This is a genomic window from Roseinatronobacter monicus (genome assembly GCF_006716865.1).
Taxonomy (GTDB): Bacteria; Pseudomonadota; Alphaproteobacteria; order Rhodobacterales; family Rhodobacteraceae; genus Roseinatronobacter; species Roseinatronobacter monicus.
Map to the genome: position 1 here is coordinate 629,400 of NZ_VFPT01000001.1, position 21,607 is coordinate 651,006.

General features: G+C 58.3%; 17 protein-coding genes. 8 read left to right on the forward strand and 9 right to left on the reverse strand.

The features are described 5' to 3' along the window. Window positions 1-5 precede the first annotated feature (5 nt). From BD293_RS02765 to BD293_RS02800, 8 genes are all read left to right on the forward strand, one after another. Window positions 6-965 (forward strand): type II secretion system F family protein, encoded by a 960-nt coding sequence (locus tag BD293_RS02765; protein ID WP_142079758.1) that lies wholly within the window; start codon window positions 6-8, stop codon window positions 963-965. A 23-nt stretch (window positions 966-988) separates the two neighbouring features. After that, entirely contained in the window at window positions 989-1,909 is a 921-nt protein-coding gene (locus BD293_RS02770; RefSeq protein ID WP_170207041.1) for a type II secretion system F family protein, read from the forward strand. Between the two features lie 38 nt (window positions 1,910-1,947). After that, on the forward strand, window positions 1,948-3,300 hold the full coding sequence (locus tag BD293_RS02775) for a TadE/TadG family type IV pilus assembly protein (RefSeq protein ID WP_142079759.1): 1,353 nt from the start codon (window positions 1,948-1,950) through the stop codon (window positions 3,298-3,300). 180 nt (window positions 3,301-3,480) lie between these two features. Next, window positions 3,481-6,966 carry a PAS domain S-box protein gene (locus BD293_RS02780; RefSeq protein WP_142079760.1) on the forward strand — a complete coding sequence of 1,162 codons (3,486 nt, stop codon included), beginning with the start codon at window positions 3,481-3,483 and terminating at the stop codon, window positions 6,964-6,966. A 36-nt stretch (window positions 6,967-7,002) separates the two neighbouring features. Next, window positions 7,003-8,066 (forward strand): IS630 family transposase gene (locus BD293_RS02785; RefSeq protein WP_142079576.1). Its coding sequence is split into 2 segments (ribosomal slippage): window positions 7,003-7,488 and window positions 7,491-8,066, totalling 1,062 coding nucleotides; the frame shifts between segments, so codons are not numbered across the junction. Window positions 8,067-8,069: 3 nt separating this feature from the next. After that, on the forward strand, window positions 8,070-8,618 hold the full coding sequence (locus BD293_RS02790) for a response regulator (protein ID WP_142079761.1): 549 nt from the start codon (window positions 8,070-8,072) through the stop codon (window positions 8,616-8,618). Between the two features lie 112 nt (window positions 8,619-8,730). Beyond that, window positions 8,731-9,498 (forward strand): glutaredoxin family protein, encoded by a 768-nt coding sequence (locus tag BD293_RS02795; RefSeq protein ID WP_142079762.1) that lies wholly within the window; start codon window positions 8,731-8,733, stop codon window positions 9,496-9,498. A gap of 130 nt (window positions 9,499-9,628) precedes the next feature. Then, entirely contained in the window at window positions 9,629-11,542 is a 1,914-nt protein-coding gene (locus BD293_RS02800; protein ID WP_142079763.1) for an SLC13 family permease, read from the forward strand. Window positions 11,543-11,659: 117 nt separating this feature from the next. On the opposite strand, the gene BD293_RS02805 is transcribed toward BD293_RS02800, so the two are convergent. From BD293_RS02805 to BD293_RS02845, 9 genes are all read right to left on the reverse strand, one after another. Continuing rightward, window positions 11,660-12,799 carry a Gfo/Idh/MocA family protein gene (locus tag BD293_RS02805; RefSeq protein ID WP_211840982.1) on the reverse strand — a complete coding sequence of 380 codons (1,140 nt, stop codon included), beginning with the start codon at window positions 12,797-12,799 and terminating at the stop codon, window positions 11,660-11,662. A gap of 3 nt (window positions 12,800-12,802) precedes the next feature. After that, a complete protein-coding gene (locus tag BD293_RS02810) occupies window positions 12,803-13,855 on the reverse strand; it encodes a sugar phosphate isomerase/epimerase family protein (protein ID WP_142079764.1) in 1,053 nt (350 codons plus the stop codon). A gap of 80 nt (window positions 13,856-13,935) precedes the next feature. Then, window positions 13,936-15,006: a LacI family DNA-binding transcriptional regulator gene (locus tag BD293_RS02815; protein ID WP_211840983.1), complete on the reverse strand. Its 1,071-nt coding sequence runs from the start codon at window positions 15,004-15,006 to the stop codon at window positions 13,936-13,938. Window positions 15,007-15,122: 116 nt separating this feature from the next. Continuing rightward, entirely contained in the window at window positions 15,123-16,628 is a 1,506-nt protein-coding gene (locus BD293_RS02820; RefSeq protein ID WP_142079765.1) for a mannitol dehydrogenase family protein, read from the reverse strand. Further along, window positions 16,616-17,389: an L-iditol 2-dehydrogenase gene (locus BD293_RS02825; protein WP_142079766.1), complete on the reverse strand. Its 774-nt coding sequence runs from the start codon at window positions 17,387-17,389 to the stop codon at window positions 16,616-16,618. The genes BD293_RS02820 and BD293_RS02825 overlap by 13 nt, the downstream gene beginning before the upstream one ends. Next, the gene (locus BD293_RS02830) at window positions 17,386-18,390 is read right to left on the reverse strand and encodes an ABC transporter ATP-binding protein (protein WP_142079767.1); all 1,005 of its coding nucleotides are present in this window, start codon (window positions 18,388-18,390) and stop codon (window positions 17,386-17,388) included. The genes BD293_RS02825 and BD293_RS02830 overlap by 4 nt, the downstream gene beginning before the upstream one ends. An 11-nt stretch (window positions 18,391-18,401) precedes the next feature. Then, on the reverse strand, window positions 18,402-19,232 hold the full coding sequence (locus BD293_RS02835; RefSeq protein ID WP_142079768.1) for a carbohydrate ABC transporter permease: 831 nt from the start codon (window positions 19,230-19,232) through the stop codon (window positions 18,402-18,404). A gap of 15 nt (window positions 19,233-19,247) precedes the next feature. Further along, window positions 19,248-20,114 (reverse strand): carbohydrate ABC transporter permease, encoded by an 867-nt coding sequence (locus BD293_RS02840; RefSeq protein ID WP_142079769.1) that lies wholly within the window; start codon window positions 20,112-20,114, stop codon window positions 19,248-19,250. Between the two features lie 98 nt (window positions 20,115-20,212). Next, complete coding sequence (locus tag BD293_RS02845) at window positions 20,213-21,526, reverse strand: ABC transporter substrate-binding protein (RefSeq protein WP_142079770.1); 1,314 nt, start codon at window positions 21,524-21,526, stop codon at window positions 20,213-20,215. Between the last annotated feature and the right edge of the window lie 81 nt (window positions 21,527-21,607).

The following is a 21,607-nucleotide window of genomic DNA, read 5'->3' on the forward strand; positions in this document are numbered from 1 at the left end:
CGCCGATGACCACGCTCATGCTGTTTTTGCTGGTGACCTTCGCCGTGGGGGGCGTGCTCTATGCCTTGTTCCAGCCCCAGCTTCAGCGGCAGGATATTTGCAACCGCCGCCGCGCGGCCATCCTGTCCACCGGCGCAGGCCTTCCGGCTGCGCCCGGCAAGTCATCGCTGGATGAGGTGCTGCGCGAGCTTGAGACCAAGCAAAAAGCAAAGCAGGGCGCGCGCCCGTCACTTCGAGAGCGTTTGCGACAGGCCGGGCTGCGGTGGACCAAAGCCAGATATTACGGGATTTGCGCGGCAGTGGGCGCGGTTTGCGCCGTGCTAATCTTTGCGCTGTGGCAAAACGTGGCGCTTGCTGTTGTTCCTGCTGTCATACTCGGTTTCACGCTGCCGCATTTCTATGTGAATCATCGTCGCAACAAGCGGTTAAGCGCATTTACCGAGGTGTTTCCAGATGCCTTGGATATCGTCATTCGCGGCGTGAAGTCGGGCCTGCCGCTGGGCGACTGTCTGCGCATCATCGCGGCAGAAAGCCAAGAGCCGGTCAAGTCCGAGTTCAAGAAGCTGGTCGAAGACCATACATTCGGCATGACGAACGAAGAGGCGGTTCATCGGCTGTTCCAGCGGATGCCATTGCCTGAAACGAGTTTCTTCTCGATTGTCATCACCATTCAGGGCCGCACTGGCGGCAACCTGTCCGAAGCGCTGGGCAACCTGTCCAAGGTGCTGCGCGAACGCAAGAAGATGCGCGAGAAGATCAAGGCCATGAGCTCGGAAGCCAAGGCATCGGCCAGCATTATTGCTGCACTGCCCTTTCTGGTGAGTATCTTCGTGTATCTGACAAGCCCGGAATACATCTCGCTTTTGTTCACAACCACGCTTGGAAACGTGACGCTCGTGGGCTGCGCCTTATGGATGTTCACCGGCGTTATGGTGATGAAGAAAATGATCAATTTCGACATGTAACTGTGTGAAAGAAAGCCCCTGCCATGTTTGTTGTCGCCATGACCTTCCTCTCCGCATTCTGCCTCGTTCTGGCGGTGTGCTGGCGGTATCTGGTGCCCGATGCCTTGGGGCGGCGGGTTCAAACTGTTGTGGGCAATCGAAATCTGAAAACGGGTATGGGTGAAGCGGGAAAGCCCCTGACGCTTCGCAAGGAACCCAAGCAGATATTCAGGGAGTTGGTCCAGCGCTTCAACCTGACCAGCCGGATTCAGGACGGAAAGCTTGTGCACAAATTGCGCATGGCGGGGTATCGCGGCCACGCGCCGGTCATCACCTATCTGGGGTTTCTGATCCTGACGCCGGTGGCACTGCTTGCGATTGCCAGTTTTTACCTGTTTGTGGTCTTTCCAAATGATCAGCCGCTGATTGTCCGGATCGGGATTGTGTTGGCGGCGGGGTATGCGGGGTGTCACCTGCCTGCGCTGTATGTGAAAAACCGCACCGTCAAGCGCCAGCAGGCAATCCGGCGCGGCTGGCCGGATGCGCTTGATCTTATGCTGATCTGTGTCGAATCCGGCATGGGTATCGAAAGCGCCTTGCGCAAGGTCGCGCATGAACTCAGCGTGCAATCGCCCGAACTTGCGGAAGAATTCGTGCTGACCACGGCAGAACTCTCATACCTGCAAGATCGCCGACAGGCGTTCGAGAACCTTGCCGCGCGGACCGGTCTGGATGTGGTGAAAGCCGTCGTCACATGTCTGGTGCAAACCGAGAAATACGGCACGCCACTTGGTCAGGCGCTGCGCGTTCTGGCGCAAGAAAGGCGCGACATGCGGATGGCCGAGGCCGAGAAAAAGGCGGCCTCACTTCCGCCGAAGCTGACGGTTCCGATGATCATTTTCTTCTTGCCTGTGCTGTTTGCCGTAATCATCACGCCCACAATCATCCAGCATCTGAGTAATTGAGCCGCCACCCCGACCAAGTTGTTCAAGGGAGCAAGCCTATGCCACAAGAAACACATATCGTCGTCACATGGTGCATCAGCGCAGGCCGTTTCATGTGTGCGGCACCTGCGGCCTGCGGTCGGTTTTTGCGCAACACCAGCGGTGCCACTGCGGTTTTGTTCGCAATTCTGTCCCCTGTGCTGGTTCTGGGTATGGGGCTGGGAACCGAGGCCGGGTATCAATACATGTCTCAGCGCAAACTACAGCACGCGGCCGATGTAGCGGCACATGCAGCGGGCGCGCGATTGCGGGCAGGGGATGAGAAAGTCGACATCGACGCCGCTGCACTCCATGTCGCCATCCAGTCCGGCTATCTTGGCGGAGCGGGTGACATAGTCGTAAACATTCCCCCGGAATCGGGTCAGTTTGCCGGCGACAAAAATAGTGTCGAAGTTATCCTGCCTCTGACGCAGCCGCGCTATTTCTCGGCCCTTGTCAGCAGTGATCCCGTCAATATGCGAGGGCGTGCCGTGGCGCGTATCACCGATAGCGGATCAGTCGCTTGTATTCTTGCGCTGTCCCCCAACGCTTCGGGTGCGATTACAGTGACCGGGTCGACAAGTGTCGCACTTGAAGGATGCGACATCGCGTCAAATTCTAATGCGCCAGATGCTTTGGATATGTCTGGCCACGGGGCGACGCTTGATGTGAATTGCGCTTATGTGGTCGGTCAAGCGGTCACGACGAAACGATTGACCATCGACTGTGGCGAGGTTCAGACCTTCGCGCCTGTGGTCCGGGACCCTTATGCCGATCTTGTAGAGCCTAGTGCCGAAGGTGCATGCCAGGACAGCGACCAAGGAAGTAACAATTCCACCACAACCATTACAGCGACGGAGTCACATCCAAGTGGGGTAAAGTCCATGCGGTTTTGCAAGGGGCTTAATTTGCGTGGTGACGTTACCTTCGCGCCGGGCCTCTATATTATTGAGGGTGGGGATTTCACCGTCAATAACGGCACGGTCTCTTCGACTGACGAGAATATTTTGGAGGGCGAAGGGGTGACATTCTACCTCGCCCCAAATGCGCGTATCCGCCTTGCCAGCAATAGCACACTGAATTTTGCGGCCCCCACAGCAGGTCCATTCGCCGGTATTGCATTTTTCGGTAGCCGCAGCGCAACCGGTGTCACCCACCAGATGAACGGCACGTCCGGCTCCAGCCTGCAAGGTGCGCTCTATATGCCTGCATCCGAAGTCGAATTTTCCGGGAATACTAAGCTGACGACCGGCTGCACGCAGGTGATCGGGTACAAAGTGACTTTTACCGGCAACTCAGATTTGCGCTCGGATTGCTCGAATTTGGGCACACGTCAGATCAAGACGAAAGAGGTGGTTCGGGTGGTCGAGTAGCCTCGCGCGGTTCGGCCACAGATATTGGTGTGCTGATTATACCGCTGACAACACGATCACGCTGCTGTATTGGGTGCAGGCGCACCCGAGTTGCACAAAACGAACATCTCCATATATACATCCGGCACCCCCGCGCTTACAATCTAGGGTTGAAAGCTGGGCCGTCATGCGGGGGACTATATGCAGGAAACATCGCAACTATCCCTGTCGGATATTCGCGCCTACGATTTCTTGTCGCTCCCCGTAGTGCTTTTCGAGAGAGACACACTCAACATACTGGCATCAAACAGCGCTGCGCAGGCGTGGTTGGGATATGACGCCCAGAGCCTGCATGCGCTGACAATCGCGGATATCTGCCCGGCCGCCGAGCAGCCGCACATTGCCGCACAGGTTCAGAAATTCGACGCAACACACACAGATGCAGGGCGGTGGACCGTTTGCACGCGGTCAGGTGATCGCTACACGGTCGCGTTTGACTGGCGGAACGTGTGGTTCGAAGGGGTAGACGCCGTCGTCGCAAGTATCGGCGAGCAGACAAAGCTTGAACCGGTGCCGTCCGAACACCTGACAGAGGGTGCCCAGTCCTTTCACCTTGCCCCCCCGCCGCCGCCCGAAAGCTTCACCCAGTTTATCAAGGCGTTGCCGGAACGGGTTTTGGTCCTTACCCCTGACGCGCATGTCATTGTTGCTGCAACTGATGCATATGCGCGCGCTATGATGATGCCGCGCACAGCGTTTCTGGGCCGCCCCATCGCCGAGATTTTCCCCGAATGTCTGAGCGCGCGCATGGCGGGCAAGGTCTATAATCTGCTGGACTCGCTTCAGCGGGTGGCCGCATTGGGCGTCACAGATGTTATGAACATCCAAAGATTGAAAATGCGAAACCCCGTCGGGACTTTTGAGGAACGGTTGTGGTTCATGGAAAACACGCCGGTTTTCGACCAATCGGGCCAACTGATCTATATCATCCATCAGGCAAAAGACATGACCGAAGTCATGTTCGATGAGGGGGCAGATGCAGGCAGCGCCGAGGGGCAGGCCGCGCGCGCGCAGGTTCGTGCACGGCAAGTGGCAGATGCGCGCACGACAATGCTTGGCCTGCAAGAGCGCGCCGCACGTCTGCGAACGGCAGAAACACTCCTCGGCATCGGTTCATGGGAATACGACATTCAACAGGGCAAACTGTTCTGGTCGAAACGGGTGTGTGAAATTTACGGGGTGCCGCAAGACCAGACATCGCCAAGCTTTGATGAATATATTGAAATGGTCCACCCCGACGATCAAGAGCAGATGCTGGCTAATTACAGGCATGTCGTCGAAAGTGAAGCACCCGTTCTTGTGTTCCACCACCGGATAAAACGGCGCGACGGCAAAATCGCGCATATTCGGGGCGTCGGGGCACGGCAACTGAACAAAGGCCGCGCGTTTTTCATTGGCCATGTGCAGGATGTAACCCCCTACAAAGAAGCAGAAGACCGCCTGAGAGACGCGGCGCGATTGCAGAAGCTGGCAGGCGATATCGCCCGACTGGGCTGCTGGCGGGTCGATCTGGAGCCGGACCGCGTTACATGGAGCCCCGAGACTGCGGCAATCCATGACGAGCCTGAGGATGTAAATATATCGCTAGACGATGCCACAGCCTATTACGTCCCCGAGCACCGCGAACGTATCGTCGCGTGCTTTACCAAATGCTTTCAATACGGGCAGCCTTTTGACGAGGTGTTGCAGATCATGACCGCGAAAGGTCGGCGCATCTGGGTGCGCGCAATCGGTGAACCTGCGCGCAATGACGCGGGCAAGGTTATCGCCGTCGAGGGTGCGTTTCAGGATGTTTCTGAACTTGTTGCGGCGCAGGATGCCTCGGATGACTTGTCGCGCCGGCTGCGCCAGACGCTAGAGAGCATCAGTGATGCGTTCTTTTTGCTGGATGACCAGTGGCGCTTTTCGTTCATGAACCGTCAGGCCGAGGAATTGCTGCAACGCACGCGGGATCACCTGCTGCACAAGAGCATCTGGCAGGAGTTTCCAGAGGCAGTCGGAAGTGCCTTCGATACGGAATACAATCGCGCGGTTACAGAAGGCTGTGCGGTTCAGTTCAAAGAGTTCAACTCCGCACTTCAGAAATGGTTTGAAGTCGACGCCTACCCCACGCCAGAGGGGCTGGCGGTGTATTTCCGCGATGTCACCGAACAACGGGCCAAGGAAGAGCAACTGCGGCTGCTTGAAAGTGCTGTTTCGCGTCAGAATGATATTCTTGTCATCACCGAGGCACAGCCGGTCGATAGCGCTGGCTGGCCCAAGGTTGTCTTTGTGAATGACGCTTTTGAGAAGCGCACGGGCTTTTCGCGTGCCGAGGCAATCCGGCACACCGCCAGCATCCTGCGCGGCCCCGAGACACAACCAGCCGAACTTGAGCGGATTCGCCACGCGATAGAAAGCGCGCGCCCGGTCCGGGCAGAATTGATTTTCCACACGAAAGCGGGCGAAGAATTCTGGTTGGAACTGGACATCATGCCGCTGGCTGATGCGGCGGGCACGCTTACACATTGGGTGGCCATCGGGCGTGACATCACCGAACGAAAACGATCCCAGCAATCTATCCGCCTGAACGAGGAACGGTTCCGCCTGATCGCAAAAGCCACCGGCAATGCGGTCTGGGAATGGGATATTGTCAACGGCAGCCAATGGTGGAGCGAGGGGCTGAGCGAGGTTTTTGGCCATCAACCTGTCCCGAAAAACACTGTTCCAACAGTCTGGCGCGACCATGTTCACCCCGAGGATATAGCGCGGGTCGATGTCGCACTGGGGCGCTTGCTGTCGGGTGAGCAATCCTCCCTGCGCGAGCAATACCGCGTGCGTCGCGCCGATGGCATTTGGGCCAAGGTCGAAGATCGCGCCTTCGTTCTGCGCGACAGCGAGGGGAGTGTGAAACGCGTTCTGGGATCAATGAGCGATATAACCGAACGTGTGCAACTTGAAGAACGGTTGCGCCAGTCCCAGAAAATGGAGGCCGTGGGTCAACTGACCGGCGGTGTCGCGCATGATTTCAACAATCTTCTGACTGTCATCCTTGGAAGCGCCGAAATCTTGTCCGATGAACTCGAAAGTCATCCGCACCTGCAAAAGCTGGCAAACCTGACTGTCTCGGCGGCTGAAAGTGGTGGGGAACTGACGAACCGGCTGCTGGCATTCTCGCGCAAGCAGGCATTGGACCCGGTCATCTTGGATGTGGGGGATTTGATCCAAGGCATGGATAACCTGCTCAAACGCACACTGCCTGAAAGCATTAGCGTAAAGTCGGTCAGCATGGACGGGTTGTGGCGGGTCGAAGTTGATCGCGGGCAACTGGAATCGGCATTGCTCAATCTTGCCATCAACGCCCGCGATGCAATGCCCGACGGTGGCTGCCTGACAATCGAGGTCAGCAATGCCATACTCGACGAGGATTCCGTCGCCAGCGAGCTGCACCTTGAGGCGGGCGAGTATGTGCGGATCGTGATCACGGATACAGGCGAGGGGATGGAAAAAGAAACCCTTGCCCGAATATTCGAGCCGTTCTTCACCACCAAGCAAGTCGGAAAGGGAACCGGCCTTGGGCTAATACCAAGTCTCGCGAAATCTGACTCTTCTGAGGGTTTTGGGATTCCCAAATCTATGAAGATCTGACTCAATGGCGTCAGATTTTCTGGGGAGGGCCTCTCTATGGGCGCAGCGCTCGCGTTACGGACAGACTACGACGGCATGAAGTTGAGAGAACTTGCGCGAAAGACAAAGGATGCCAACCAAGCCCGCAGGCTTTTGGCGCTGGCGGAGATCTATGATGGCGGTCGGCGCAGCGATGCTGCTCGGATTGGTGGTGTTGGCCTACAAATTGTCCGTGACTGGGTGGAGCGGTTTAATGCCCGCGGGCCTGACGGCTTGATCAACGGCAAAGCTCCTGGTCAGCAGTCTAAGCTTAACGATGAGCAGCGCAGGGCGCTTGCTGCAATTGTTGAGAGCGGTCCGACCTTATCGGTCCATGGGGTCGTCCGCTGGCGCCTGAGTGATCTGAGGAAATGGATTGCAGACACATTTGGGATTTCACTTCACGAGACGTCGATAAGCCGGGAACTCAGGGCGCTTGGTTATGTCAAACTCACAGCACGCCCGCGCCATCACGCGCAAGATACAGCCGCACTGGAGGACTTTAAAAAAAAGGGTTTGCAGCCGCAGTAGCAAAGCTCCGCGCACGGCTCCTGCAAGGCACTGTGATCGAAGTCTGGTTCCAAGATGAAGCGCGTGTCGGCCAGAAAAACAAGATCACGCGCCGATGGGCGAAGCGCGGTACGCGACCTTCCGCCCCACATGATCAGCGCACGAGTTCAAGCTACATCTTTGGAGCGATTTGCCCAGCCCTCGGGAAAGCTGCAGGTCTTGTGCTGCCAGCGTGCAATACCGAAGCGATGGCCCTGCATCTTGCTGAAATCTCCCAAACTGTCGCACCCAAAGCACATGGGGCTGTGCTCGTGGATCAAGCCGCATGGCACATGACTGACAAGCTGGTCATTCCGGACAACATCACCATCATCCCGATCCCCGCAAAATGCCCAGAACTCAATCCAGTCGAAAACATCTGGCAATTCATGCGAGACAACTGGCTATCAAACCTCATCTTCGAAACCTATGAAGACATCGTAGATCATTGCTGCAAGGCTTGGAACAAATTGGTCAGCATGCCCGACACAATCACCTCCATTGGAACCCGCGACTGGGCTCAAGAGTTCTGATCAATGCTGATTGGTATAAGTATGGTTTACGGCTTCGTAAAGCAGTCGGGGGGGCATATCCTTGTATATTCCGAACCCGGTGAAGGCACTTGTGTGAAGCTTTATTTTCCACGGACCCATGCACGCGAAGAGAGTATCGTTGCTGATCGCCCGCATCAGCCAAACACGGGTCAGGCAGAGACAATTCTGGTCGTGGAAGATGACGGTCTGGTGCGCGACTATGTTGTCACCCAACTCGGCAAACTTGGCTATCGCGTCTATGACGCGCCGAATGGCCATGATGCCCTGAATATCCTGAACCAGGTTCCTGACATTGATTTGTTGTTCACTGATATTGTGATGCCGGGCGGCATGAGCGGGCAGGCGCTGGCCAGTGCCGCCCATACGATCAAACCAAAGCTGAAAATCCTGTTCACGTCCGGCTATACTGAGAATGCGATCCTGCATAATGGCAAGCTTGGACCGGGTGTCGAACTTCTCAGCAAGCCTTATCGCCGGGACGAATTGGCGGCGAAACTGCGCAAGGTCATGGACAACGATCAGTCCTATTGAGCGCGAGTATCGACCGCCGTGCAACCGCAACGCTGTCGCTGCGTTGATCTATATCGGCTGCGCGGGCGCAACCGCTACAGGCGTGGCACCCGGATATTGAAGGGAGGCAGACATGCCAGACAGCGCAAGCAATCACGCTGAAATATACCGCAAGGAAACAGCCGAGCATAAATGTCCGTGGGGATTAAAGACGCTTGATCTGCTCAAGCGCGAAGGGTTTGAGGTCGAAGACCACCCCCTGACCACCCGCGCGCAGGCCGAAGACTTCATGGCGCGCAACGATGTGAAAACGACGCCGCAGGTATTCGTCGACGGCCAGCGCATAGGCGGCTACGAGGATGTTTTGCGTTTTCTTGGCAAGGATGCGGGCGATGATGATGCGGTGACCTACACGCCTGTCATCGCTCTTTTCTCGATGGCCGCATTGATGGCGCTTGCTGCCAGTTGGGCCAGCTTTGGCAGCCTTGTGACAGTCGCAACGGCGGAGTGGTTCATCGCCATATCCATGTGCCTTCTGGCGCTGCAAAAGCTTCAGGATGTGGACAGTTTTGCAACCATGTTCCTGAATTACGACCTGCTGGCGCAGCGCTGGGTCCGTTATGGCCATATCTACCCCTTTGCCGAGGGGCTAGCCGGGGTGCTGATGGTTGCCGGTGCGCTGATGTGGCTGTCGATTCCTGTGGCGCTGTTCATTGGCACTGTGGGCGCGGTGTCGGTCTTCAAGGCGGTGTATATCGACCGCCGAGAGTTGAAATGCGCCTGTGTTGGCGGTGATACGAATGTGCCACTGGGGTTCGTATCGCTGATAGAAAACCTGATGATGATCGGCATGGCGGTCTGGATGCTGACCAAACCAGCAGGGCTGGGGATCGGGTATTGAAGCTTGTGGCGCGTGCTGATGTTCTGATTGGCGCAACATCGCCACCTTGGCCTATGCGCGCAGCTTCGTATTGACTCCGCACCTTCAGGATGAGTTGCTGCGATGACCCCTGATCTGGAACCCCAACGTCATGACCCTCCCACAAATTCTGATCTTTTCGATAATCGCGGCCATGCTGCTGCTGTTTCTGACGGGCCGTTTGCGCCACGATGTGGTGGCGCTGGCCGCGCTGATGGCTTGCGTGATTGCGGGGCTTGTTCCCGCCCCCGAGGCATTTGACGGGTTTGGCCATCCGGCGGTTATCACGGTGGCCTGTGTTCTGATCCTCAGCCGGGGGTTGCAGGACACAGGGGCTGTGGACTGGCTGGCGCGCCGCGTGTTGCCGCGCGAGGCGGGGCGGTTGACCAGTATGACCGCTCTGCTGGGGCTCGGGGCTGTGCTGTCGGGCTTTATGAACAATGTCGGCGCAATGGCGCTGTTGATGCCAATTACGATACAATTGTCGAACAGGCTGAACCTGACACCGGGGCAGGTGCTGATGCCTCTGGCATTTGGCACCATTCTTGGCGGCATGACCACGCTGATTGGCACCCCACCGAACCTGATCGTGTCCAGCTTTCGCAATGAGGCGGGCTTTGGGCATTTCGCTATGTTCGATTTCGCCCCAGTTGGTGTGGCGGTGGCGCTGGCCGGTGTCGGGTTTATCGCCTTGCTTGGGTGGCGGCTGGTGCCCGCACGCAAGGCGGCAAGTGGTGAAAATTTTGATCCCGGCGCGTATCTGACCGAAGTGCGCATCCCGCCCAAAAGCAAGGCCATAGGCCTGACCTTGCGCGGCTTCGAGAATGAGATCGAGGATAGCCATGCTGTGATTGTCGGCTTGTTGCGCAACGAGGTGCGCATGACGGCCCCACATGGTGGCCGCCGGATCATGGAAGGCGATATTCTGATGCTGGAGGCAGAGGTCGAGGCACTGGCCGAAGCACTGGCAATTTTCGGTATTCAGCTGGAGGAGAAAGGGTCAGCGGAAGACAAAGAGACTGGCGAAAAGGTGGACAAGGCCAAGGATGACAAGGCAGACAACGCCAAGGACGACAAAAAGCGATCCTTGCCCGCCAGACTCGAGCGGTTGCGGGCCGGCCCGCGCAAAGACCAGAAAGATGACGCCGCTACCCCGTCGCGCAAGGATGATGATATTGTGCTGCGCGAACTGGCTGTGCTGCCGGGATCGACCATCGTCGGGCAATCCGCGACCGATTTGCATCTGCGCACGCGGTATGGGCTGAATATGCTGGCGGTGTCGCGTGAAGGGCGCACACCACAAACGCGGCTGCGCCAACTCAAGCTGAAATCAGGTGATCTGCTGTTGATGCATGGCCCGTCTGAATCACTGTTCGAGTTCGTCAAGGAAACCGGCTGTGTGCCGCTGGGCGAGCGGGCATTGCGGATGCCGGATGCGCGGCTGGCGGTGCTCTCGGTGGCCATACTGATTGGGGCGGTGGTGATTGCGACGACGGGTCTATTGCCTGCGGCGGCGGCATTTGCGCTGGGTGTGTTGGCGACGATGATTCTGCGCACAGTGCCGCTGCGCCACATCTACACGACCATCGACTGGCCGGTGATCGTGCTGCTGGCGGCGCTTATTCCGATTGCAGGGGCCATGCAGGCAACCGGGGCGGCGGATCTGCTGGCCAGTTTTCTGGTCGAGGCGGTTGCCCAAGGCAACGCCATTGTCGCGCTGACCGTGATAATGGTGACAACCATATTGCTGTCGAGTGTGATGAACAACGCTGCCACTGCCGCTGTCCTATGCCCTATTGCGATCGGGATTGCGGCCAGCCTTGGCGTCAACCCCGACAGCTTTCTGATGGCCGTGGCCATCGGGGCTTCCTGCGCGTTTCTGACGCCGATAGGTCACCAGAACGCAACCCTGATCCTTGGTCCGGGCGGCTTTCGGTTTGGCGATTACTGGCGGCTGGGGTTGCCACTGGAAATTCTGGTGGTCGCGGTCAGCATCCCGATCCTGCTGATCGTCTGGCCGCTCTGAGATGGTGATCGCGGTCAGCGGTGGGCACATGCCCACGCAGGGGGCATAGGTTTGCGCTGACCGGTTGAGCAAAGCAAACCGAGCGGCCACATCACATGCCATACCGGCCTGCATGGGTCACAGCGTGACCCATGCAGCATCTGCCTGTGATGACCGGATCGCCGCTGCAATGAAGCGCATACCGTCCAGCCCTGCGTCCAGTCCGGGCAGAAGCGACAGGTCAGGTGTCGCGCCTGCCTCAACCGCGCGGATGGCGGCGGCGGCACCAGTGTAGATATTGGCGAAGCCTTCCAGATACCCTTCAGGGTGCCCACCCGGAATGCGGCTGACCGCATTCGCGGCATCTGACGCCCCGCTGCCTGCGCGTGTCAGCAGGCGCTTGGGCTGGCCAAAAGGGGTGAACCAAAGGTAGTTCGGGTCTTCCTGTGCCCATTCCAGCCCGCCTTTCTCGCCGTAAATGCGCAGGCGCAAAGCGTTCTCATTTCCTGTGGCGACCTGGCTTGACCACAACATGCCCCGCACACCCCCGCCGAAACGCAGCAGGATATGGGCGTTGTCATCCAGCTTGCGTCCGGGCACGAAACTATGCAGATCCGCAGCCAGAGACTCGACCTTTAGCCCCGACACAAAGCAGGCCAGATTATGCGCATGGCTGCCAATATCGCCGATTGATCCGCCTGCGCCCGCGCGCGCGGGGTCCGTGCGCCACTCGGCCTGTTTGTTGGTGCCGGTCGTTTCTGCGGCATCCGCCAGCCAGTCCTGCGGATATTCCACCTGCACCACACGCAGTGCGCCCAACTCGCCCGCAGCCACCATGTCGCGCGCCTGTCGCACCATCGGGTAGCCCGTATAATTATGCGTCAGGATGAACAGCGCCTCGGAGGCTCGGATGGCGTCGGCCAATTCCTCGGCCTGTTCCATCGTCGCGGTCAGGGGCTTGTCGCAGATCACATGAATGCCGCGCTTCAGGAACGCAATCGCAGGGCCAGCATGCATGTGGTTTGGTGTGACGATCGACACGGCCTGTATGCCGTCGGGGCGAGCGGCCTCGGCCTCGGCCATCTCGTCATAGCTGCCATAGCAACGCTCTGGCGCCAGACCCAGCGCCTGACCACTGTCGCGCGACCGCTCTGGCGTCGAGGACAGCGCGCCTGCCACCAGTGCAAATTCGCCATCAATCCGCGCGGCAATGCGGTGGACGCCCCCGATAAACGCATCCTTGCCGCCGCCGACCATTCCCAGTCTGATTGGTGCCATTGCTCAAATCCCCAGCATACGGCGGTTGGTGGCATCATCACTGCCCCCGCCTGCGAAATCGTCAAACGCCTTTTCCGTGACGCGGATGATGTGGGCCGCGACAAATTCCGCCCCTTCGCGCGCGCCATCTTCGGGGTGTTTCAGTGCACATTCCCATTCCACCACGGCCCAGCCGTCAAAATCATTTGCCGCCATTTTGGAAAACACTGCGCCGAAGTCGACCTGCCCGTCGCCCAGTGACCGGAAACGCCCTGCGCGATTGACCCAAGACTGAAAGCCGCCATAGACACCCTGCCGACCGGTCGGGTTGAACTCTGCATCCTTGACGTGGAACATGCGGATGCGGTCCTTGTAGATGTCGATATTATCAATGTAGTCAAGGCATTGAAGGATATAATGCGATGGGTCATACAGCATGCAGGCGCGCGCGTGATTGCCTGTGCGTTCCAGAAACATCTCGTAGCTGATGCCATCATGCAGGTCTTCGCCGGGGTGGATTTCATAGCAGAGATCGACCCCGCACTCCTCGGCATGGTTCAGGATCGGCAGCCAGCGTTTTGCCAATTCGTCGAAGGCGGCCTCGACCAGACCGGCGGGGCGCTGGGGCCAAGGATAGACGAAAGGCCATGCCAGCGCGCCCGAGAATGTGGCCTGTGCGCCGATCCCCATATTGCGCGACGCGGAAAGCGCCTTTTTCACCTGATCCACGGCCCATTCCTGCCGCGCCTTGGGATTGCCGCGCACCTGTGGCACAGCGAAGCCGTCAAAGGCCGTGTCATAGGCGGGGTGGACGGCGACAAGCTGGCCCTGAAGATGGGTGGACAGCTCTGTCACCTCGATGCCGTTTGCTGCGGCCACGCCCTTGAACTCGTCGCAATAATCCGTGCTCTCGGACGCGCGGTCCAGATCAATCAGGCGTGCATCCCAAGATGGCACCTGCACCCCTTTATAGCCGCAATCGGCGGCCCATTTTGTAATGCTGTCCCAACTGTTGAATGGCGCTTCATCCCCGGCGAATTGAGCCAGAAACAAGGCTGGTCCCTTGATCGTCTTCATGGTGTATTTCCCTCCCTTTCAGACGTGGTGGTTAATCGTGTTTCATGTCTTTCGTTGCGGCCCAAGGCAGGCGGCACCCCTCAGATTGCATCTGCAATCATGTGACGGCCGTCCTTCTGTCCCTCATGCTGCGGAAGATTGTCGCGTAGAAAAATGGTCGGCGTGATATCCCGCGCCGGGTCACGCCAGTCGCGCCCGGCGGCGATGGATTTCATCACGTCAATGGCTAGTGCCACCTCCTGCGCGGGTTTCTGGTCGATCACCGCGTCAATCAGGCCGCGTTCCAGCCCGTTGCGGGTGCTGAGCGTCAGTTCATGCGTCACCACAAATGGGCGCGGGGCGGGCAGGTTTTCCAGCACATCAAGCAGGCCACGGTTGTCCGCGCCTATGGAATAGATGCCTGTAATTTCAGGGTGGTCTGCAAGCGCTTGCGCCAGCCCTGTCCGCATCAAGTCGGGGCGGTCATGCACAGAGATAGCTGGCAAGGTCGTGATCTTCTGCCCCTGCTCGGCCAGAACTGCGCCAAGCCCCGCCAGCCGTTCGCGGTGGTCGCGCGCACTCAGCGCGCCGATGATGGGCAACACACAGCCGGGTCGTGCAGTATGCGCCATGCGCAACAGACGGCCCGCAGTGCGCCCGGCCATGACATTGTTGATGCCGACATAGGCGACGCGGACGTTCGGGGCGGCGTCGCCAACAAGCGTGACCACAGCAATGCCACGCGCAGACAGGGCGTCTATGACAGCCGACAGGCGCGGGGCCTCGGTGGCGACAAGGGCTACACAATCACATTCTGGCGGCGTATTTTCCAGTGCTTCGGCCTGCGCGTCGGGGTCCAGTGCCGGGACTTCGGTGACAGAAATGATAACCCTGTCGGCGCGCTGCGGCACCAACTCTGCCTCGACGGCTTCGCGCAGCAAGCGAAAAAAGCCGTGGTCACCCTTGGGCAATATGAAATGGAACTGGAAATGCCGCCCGCGCGACAGGTTTGCGGCGTGAAGATCGCGTTCATATCCAAGGTTTTTGATCGCATCCTGAACCCGCAACACAGATTTTTGCGCGACCCCGCCGCGCGCGTTCAGCACCCGGTCTGCGGTTGCGTAGCTCACGCCCGCAGCTTTCGCCACATCCTGCAAAGTTGGCTTGCGCATCACCTCTCACTCCCTTTCACCAAGAGACTGCATAAAATGATAGGCGTCAATCATTTTATTTCGCGCGTGGTTTTCCCGCTCTGTTGAGGAGAGTGCAGGGTTCTATCCTGTAGGGGTCAGTCTGTTGATTTCAGGGAGGTATCGTGGTCTGCGCAATACTGCGCAATCGCGGCCTCGACACCGTGCTCGCGCAGAAATTTGCTCCATGCGTAAAATGCCTCTGCAAACCGTGGCGCATGTTTCAGATCGCCATAAATCTGACGCTGATCAAGCCATGCCTCTGGTTGGGTGAGGGCTGCGTGTGCGGTTGCTTGCAAACTGGACCAATGCGGGTCGTTTGCCCCGATCTGGGTGCCGTCCTCGCGCTGGCCTGTGCAGTAGCGCGCCCAGATTGCCGAGACGAGTGCCAGCCCCTCGACCGGTGTGCCTTTGGCCAACCCGTCACGGATAGAGGGGACAATGAAGCCCGCATGACGGTTGAAACCGTCAAAGGCCACGCGGCGGGTCGTATCAACAATACCGGAGTTGGCAAAGCGCCGCGCGATCACTTCGATATAGGCTTCGGGTGTCATTTCAGGCACAGGGGCGACATGCGGCGCGATTTCCTCATGGGTGATGCGGTGAAACAGTCTGGCAATTCCGTCATGCGCCATCGTGGCTGCGATTGTTCCAAGGCCCAGCAATTCCCCTGCACCGCAAATGATCTGATGCCCACCATTCAGGATACGGATTTTCATGGTCTCGTAGCTGTGCACATCGGCCGAGAATACTGCGCCAGCGCGGTCCCAATCGGGGCGGCCCGCGCAGAAATCATCTTGAATAACCCATTGGCGGAATTTTTCATGCGTGACAGGTGCCGCGTCGCTGATGCCGAAATCGCGCGCAAGGGCGATCTCATGCGGGCCAGTGGCCGGAACGATGCAATCCACCATAGAGTTGGGAAAGCTGCATTCCGCTGCAATCCAGTCGGCAAGGGCAGGGTCGGACAGGCGCGCAAGGCCCACGACGGTCCGCCGCAAGACCGTGCCATTGCCTTGCAGATTGTCGCAACTCAGCCCGGAAAATGGCCCCAGCCCAAGGGCGCGCCGGCGCTTCAGCGCGGCGACCATCGCGCCGAATGCGGTGCGCGGGCGGTCTGGGTAGGTTGCGTCATGCCGAATATCGGGGTGGGCTGTATCCAGCCCGCCTGTGGCCGGGTCAGTGAAATACCCGCCCTCTGTCACGGTCAGCGATACGATGCGGATCTCTGGCGCGGCCATCTGCGCAATTAGGGCCGTATTGTCCTGCTCGACTGGCAGAAAGTCGATCATTGCGCCCGTGACCTCTGCTGATTTGCCCGAGGGGTCCAACTCGATCAAGGTTGTCAGGCAGTCTTGTGCCAACAGTTTCTTGCGCATTGTGGCGTCGCCTTGCCGTACGCCCGCGCCGATGATTGCCCAGTCATGGTTCACGCCCGCATCAAACAGGTGATGCGTATACCATGCCTGATGCGCGCGGTGAAAATTGCCCAGCCCGATATGCACAATTCCCGCCGACAACCTTGAGCGATCATATGAGGGCGCACGCAACCCGCGCGGCAGTCGATGCAGATTGGCCCATGATAGGGGGATCAACTCATCCATTGACCGCCATCCACGTTATAGGTTTGTGCCACGATGTAATCGGCCTCGGATGTGGCCAGAAATACCGCCATGCCGGTCAGATCCTGCGCAACGCCCATGCGCCCGAAAGGAACTGCATCGCCCACTTCGCGCTTTTTCTGGCCCGGTGCCTTGTTCTCGTATTTGGCGAAAAACGCATCCACCCCGTCCCAATGCGCGCCATCCACCACACCGGGGGCGATGGCATTGACGTTGATGCCATGCCGGATCAGATCCAGCCCCGCAGATTGCGTCAGGCTGATGACCGCGGCCTTGGTCGCGCAATAGACCGCGACCAGTGCCTCGCCGCGCCGCCCGGCCTGTGATGCCATATTGATGATCTTGCCACCCTGACCACGGGCAATCATATGCTTTGCCACGGCTTGCAACGTGAACAATGTGCCCGCGACATTGATGTCAAAACAGCGGGCATACGCGTCGCGCGTAATCTCGGAAATAGGCGCTGCGCTGAAGATGGCGGCATTGTTTATCAAAATGTCGATCTGGCCAAAATGCGCAACAGCCTCTGCGACAGCGCCATCTATGCTGTCTTGGCGTGTCACGTCCATTTCCACAGCGATGGCGGCGTCGCCCAGTCGGGCTGCCTCTGCGTGGGCGAGGGGGGTGTCGATATCGGCCAGCACGACGCGCGCGCCTTCGCGGATATATGTCTCGGCAAATGCCAGCCCAATGCCGCGTGCCGCGCCTGTGATCAGGGCAGTTTTTCCTTCTAGCCGTCTCATGCGATGCGCAGCCCTTCTTCGTCAAAACGGTGAATGACATCTGCGCGCGGCGTCAGATGGATGCGGTCGCCATGCTTGAACCCGACTTCGCCATCGGCGCGCACGGTAATCATGTCGGCCAATCCGGTGTCATGCACATGAAAGAACGTGTCCGAGCCAAGATGCTCTGACACACCAACCACGCCAGACCACAGCCCTTCGCTGTCCGAAACGGCGATATGTTCGGGGCGAATGCCGATGGTATGTGCGTTGTGCTTTGCAGCCTCTGGCCCGTTGATCAGGTTCATTTTTGGCGAACCGATGAAGCCTGCCACGAACAGGTTTCGGGGCGCACGGTACAACTCCAGCGGGCTGCCGACCTGCTCGATATGGCCTGCGTGCAAGACCACGATCTTGTCGGCCATTGTCATCGCCTCGACCTGATCGTGGGTGACATAGATCATCGTCGTTTTCAGCCGTGTATGCAGCTCGGATATTTCCAGCCGCATCCCCACACGCAAGGCCGCATCAAGATTGGACAAGGGTTCATCGAACAAAAAGGCCGATGGTTCGCGCACGATTGCGCGGCCAATGGCGACGCGCTGGCGCTGCCCGCCTGAAAGTTGGCCGGGGCGGCGGTCAAGATAATCCGTCAGGTTCAGCACCGCAGCGGCCTGTTCGACCTTGCGGTCCTGCGCAGCACGGTCAAGGCCCGCCATGCGCAGCGGAAAGGCGATATTCTTGCGCACGGTCATATGCGGATAAAGGGCGTAGGATTGAAACACCATTGCCAGCCCGCGCTTGGACGGCGGATCAGACGCAGCGTCGCGCCCGTCGATCCAGATTGCACCGGAACTGACATCTTCCAGCCCCGCGATCAGCCGCAGCAAAGTGGATTTCCCGCAACCCGAAGGCCCCACAAACACTGTGAACTCGCCATCTTCAATGGTCAGGTCCAGCGGAGGGATAACTGTCACCTCGCCAAAGCTTTTTGTGACTTTGTCCAGAACGATGCGTCCCATGTCATGTGTCCTTATTTCACTGCGCCAAATGTCAGACCGCGCACAAGTTGCTTCTGGCTGAACCAGCCAAGGATCAGGATCGGTGCGATTGCCATGGTCGATGCGGCCGAGAGTTTGGCGTAAAACAACCCTTCCGGGCTGGAATAGCTGGCGATGAACGCGGTCAGGGGCGCGGCCTTGGCCGCTGTCAGGTTCAAGGTCCAGAATGCTTCGTTCCATGCAAGGATCAGGTTCAGAAGTGCGGTCGAGGCAATGCCCGGCAATGCCATCGGTGTCAGCACGTACATGATTTCTTCACGCAGGCCCGCGCCATCCATCCGCGCAGCTTCCAGAATCTCGCCGGGGATTTCCTTGAAATAGGTGTAGAGCATCCAGACAATGATCGGCAGGTTGATGAACATCAACACGATGGTCAGCCCGATCCGCGTGTCCAGCAGCCCGAACTGGATGAAAATCAGATAGATCGGATAGACCACGCCGACCGCAGGCAGCATCTTGGTCGACAGCATCCACAGCAGGATGTTCTTGGTCTGCGCCGACGGGACGAAAGCCATCGACCACGCGGCCGGAATGGCGATCATCAGCCCCAGAATGGTCGATCCGCCTGCGATGATGATCGAATTCCACAAGAACCGGCTGTAGTTCGAGCGCTCCTGCACGACGCGGTAATTCTCTAGCGTCCAGTCGAAGAAGAACCAGACCGGCGGGTCGGCAATGGCCTGCGCCTCGGTTTTGAAGCTCGTCAGAATGGTCCAGAGGATCGGAAAGAAGATCATCAGACCGATGGTCCATGCAATGGCTGTGTTCAGCGTCTTGCGTTGGGTTGTGACGTTGCGCGCCATGTCGGATATCCCCCCTCACCGGTCCAGATTCTTGCCAACGATGCGCATCAGAAAGAGCGCAAGGATATTGGCAAGAATGATTGCATAGACGCCACCAGCGGACCCCAGCCCGACATTCTGGCTTTCCAGCACGCGCTGATAGATCAGATAGGTCAGTGTGCGTGTGCCGAATGCCCCTTGGGTGGTGACGAAAATTTCGGCAAAAACGGCCAGCAGGAAAATGGTCTGGATCAGGATTACAATGGTGATTGCACGCGACAAATGCGGCAGCGTTATGAACCAGAACCGCGCGAGGGGGGATGCACCATCCATCTCGGCGGCTTCCAGTTGTTCACTGTCCAATGATTGAATCGCTGTCAGCAGGATCAGCGTGGCGAAGGGCAACCATTGCCATGATACGATCAGAATTATCGAGGGCGTCGCCGCCTCTGACAGAAAAAGGGCAGGTTGCGCGCCGAAGAACCGCCACAGATGCGCGAAAAGCCCGTTCACAGGGTCCATGAACATGTTCTTCCAGACCAGCGCCGAGACGGTGGGCATGACGAAAAACGGAGCGATGACCAGAATACGGACAATGCCTTGGCCCCACATCGGCTGGTCCAGCAGAATGGCAAGCAAGACACCCAGCGCCACAGTAATCAGCAGCACACTGCCCACAATAACCAGCGTGGTCTGCACCGAGGGCCAGAATGCGCTTGAGGTGACGAACCGGACATAGTTTTCAAAACCGACCCAGTCCTGAAACCCGCCACGCATGGGCAGATAGCGTTGAAAGGAAAAGATCAGCGTCATCGACAGGGGCACCAGCATCCAGCCCAGTAGCAAGATGACAGCAGGTGCCAGCATCAGGCGCGCAGCAGTGCGTGAAGCCTTGGTCGACATGGCGCAATTCCTTTTCGGCAGGACAGCAGATATTTGCGGATCGAAAGGGGGCAGAGGGTGGCGGAGCCGCCAGCCTCTGCCCTGCGAGGGGCCGCTTGTTAGTAGCCCGCCGCTTCCATCGCATCAGTGGTCAGCGCCTGTGCGCGGTCCAGTGCTTGTTCAACCGATTGCTGGCCTGCAAGCATATTTGCGAACTCCTGACCGACTTCGGTGGCAATACCGGCAAATTCGGGGATCGCTACGAATTGCACGCCGGTATAAGGAACCGGGTCAACCGTTGGCTGGGTTGGATCAGCCGTTTCAATCGAGCGCAGGGTCATTTCCGCAAAAGGTGCCGCGTCCAGATAGTCTGCGTTTTCATACAGCGATGTCCGCGTTCCCGGTGGCACATTCGCCCAGCCTTCGTTCTCGGCGACAAGGGCCGTGTATTCCTTGCTTGTGGCCCAAGTGATGAAGGCTTTTGCTGCGTCTGTGGACTGTGATCCCGCAGGAACCGCCAAGGACCATGCCCACAGCCAGTTGCCGCGCTTGCCAAGTCCGTTATCGGGGGCAAGCGCAAACCCGACCGAGTCCGCGACAGTGGAATCGTCGGGGTTGGTCACAAAGCTTGCCGCGACAGTCGCGTCAATCCACATGCCGCAACGCCCTTGCTGGAACAGGGTCAGGTTTTCATTGAACCCGTTATTCGCTGCACCCGGAGGGCCGTAATTGGTCATAAGATCATGGTAGAAATTCAGCGTATTCGCCCATTCTTCGCTGTCGAACTGGGCATTCCAGTCTTCATCGAACCAGCGTGCGCCAAAGCTGTTGGACATGGCGGTCAGAAAGGCCATGTTCTCGCCCCAGCCCGCTTTTCCGCGCAGGCAGATGCCATAGACATTTCCATCCGTCATGGCCGCAGCCGCTTCGCGGATGAATTCCCAGGTGGGCTCTTCCGGCATTTCCAGCCCGGCCGCTTCCATCAGGTCGGTGCGGTACATAACCATCGAGCTTTCGCCATAGAACGGCGCGGCATACAGTTCGTCATCAACTGTCAGACCATCGCGGATTGCAGGCAACAAATCATCTGCATCCCAGTCTTCAGGCAGGTCATTGAGCGAGACAAGCCAGCCATTCTCGCCCCAGATCGGCACTTCGTAAGTGCCTATGGTCATGACATCAAACTGCCCGCCGCTTGTGGCAATATCTTGTGTAACGCGCTGGCGTAAAACGTTTTCCTCTAGCGTTACCCACTCAAGAGTGATGTCGGGATACTGCGCGTTAAAATCCGCAGTCAACCCCTGCATGCGGATCATGTCGCCATTATTGACAGTGGCAATTGTGACTGTGCCTGAAAGTGATTGAGCGTGCCCAGCAGTTGCCGCAGCGATCGCCAGCGCACTCGCCAGACCGAGTGACGTTCTAAAAGACATCGGAACTCCTCCCTTGGATTAACCAGATGATGCATCGCAGGCTAATTCAAATACTTCCGCGCAGTCAATAAAAATTTTGCG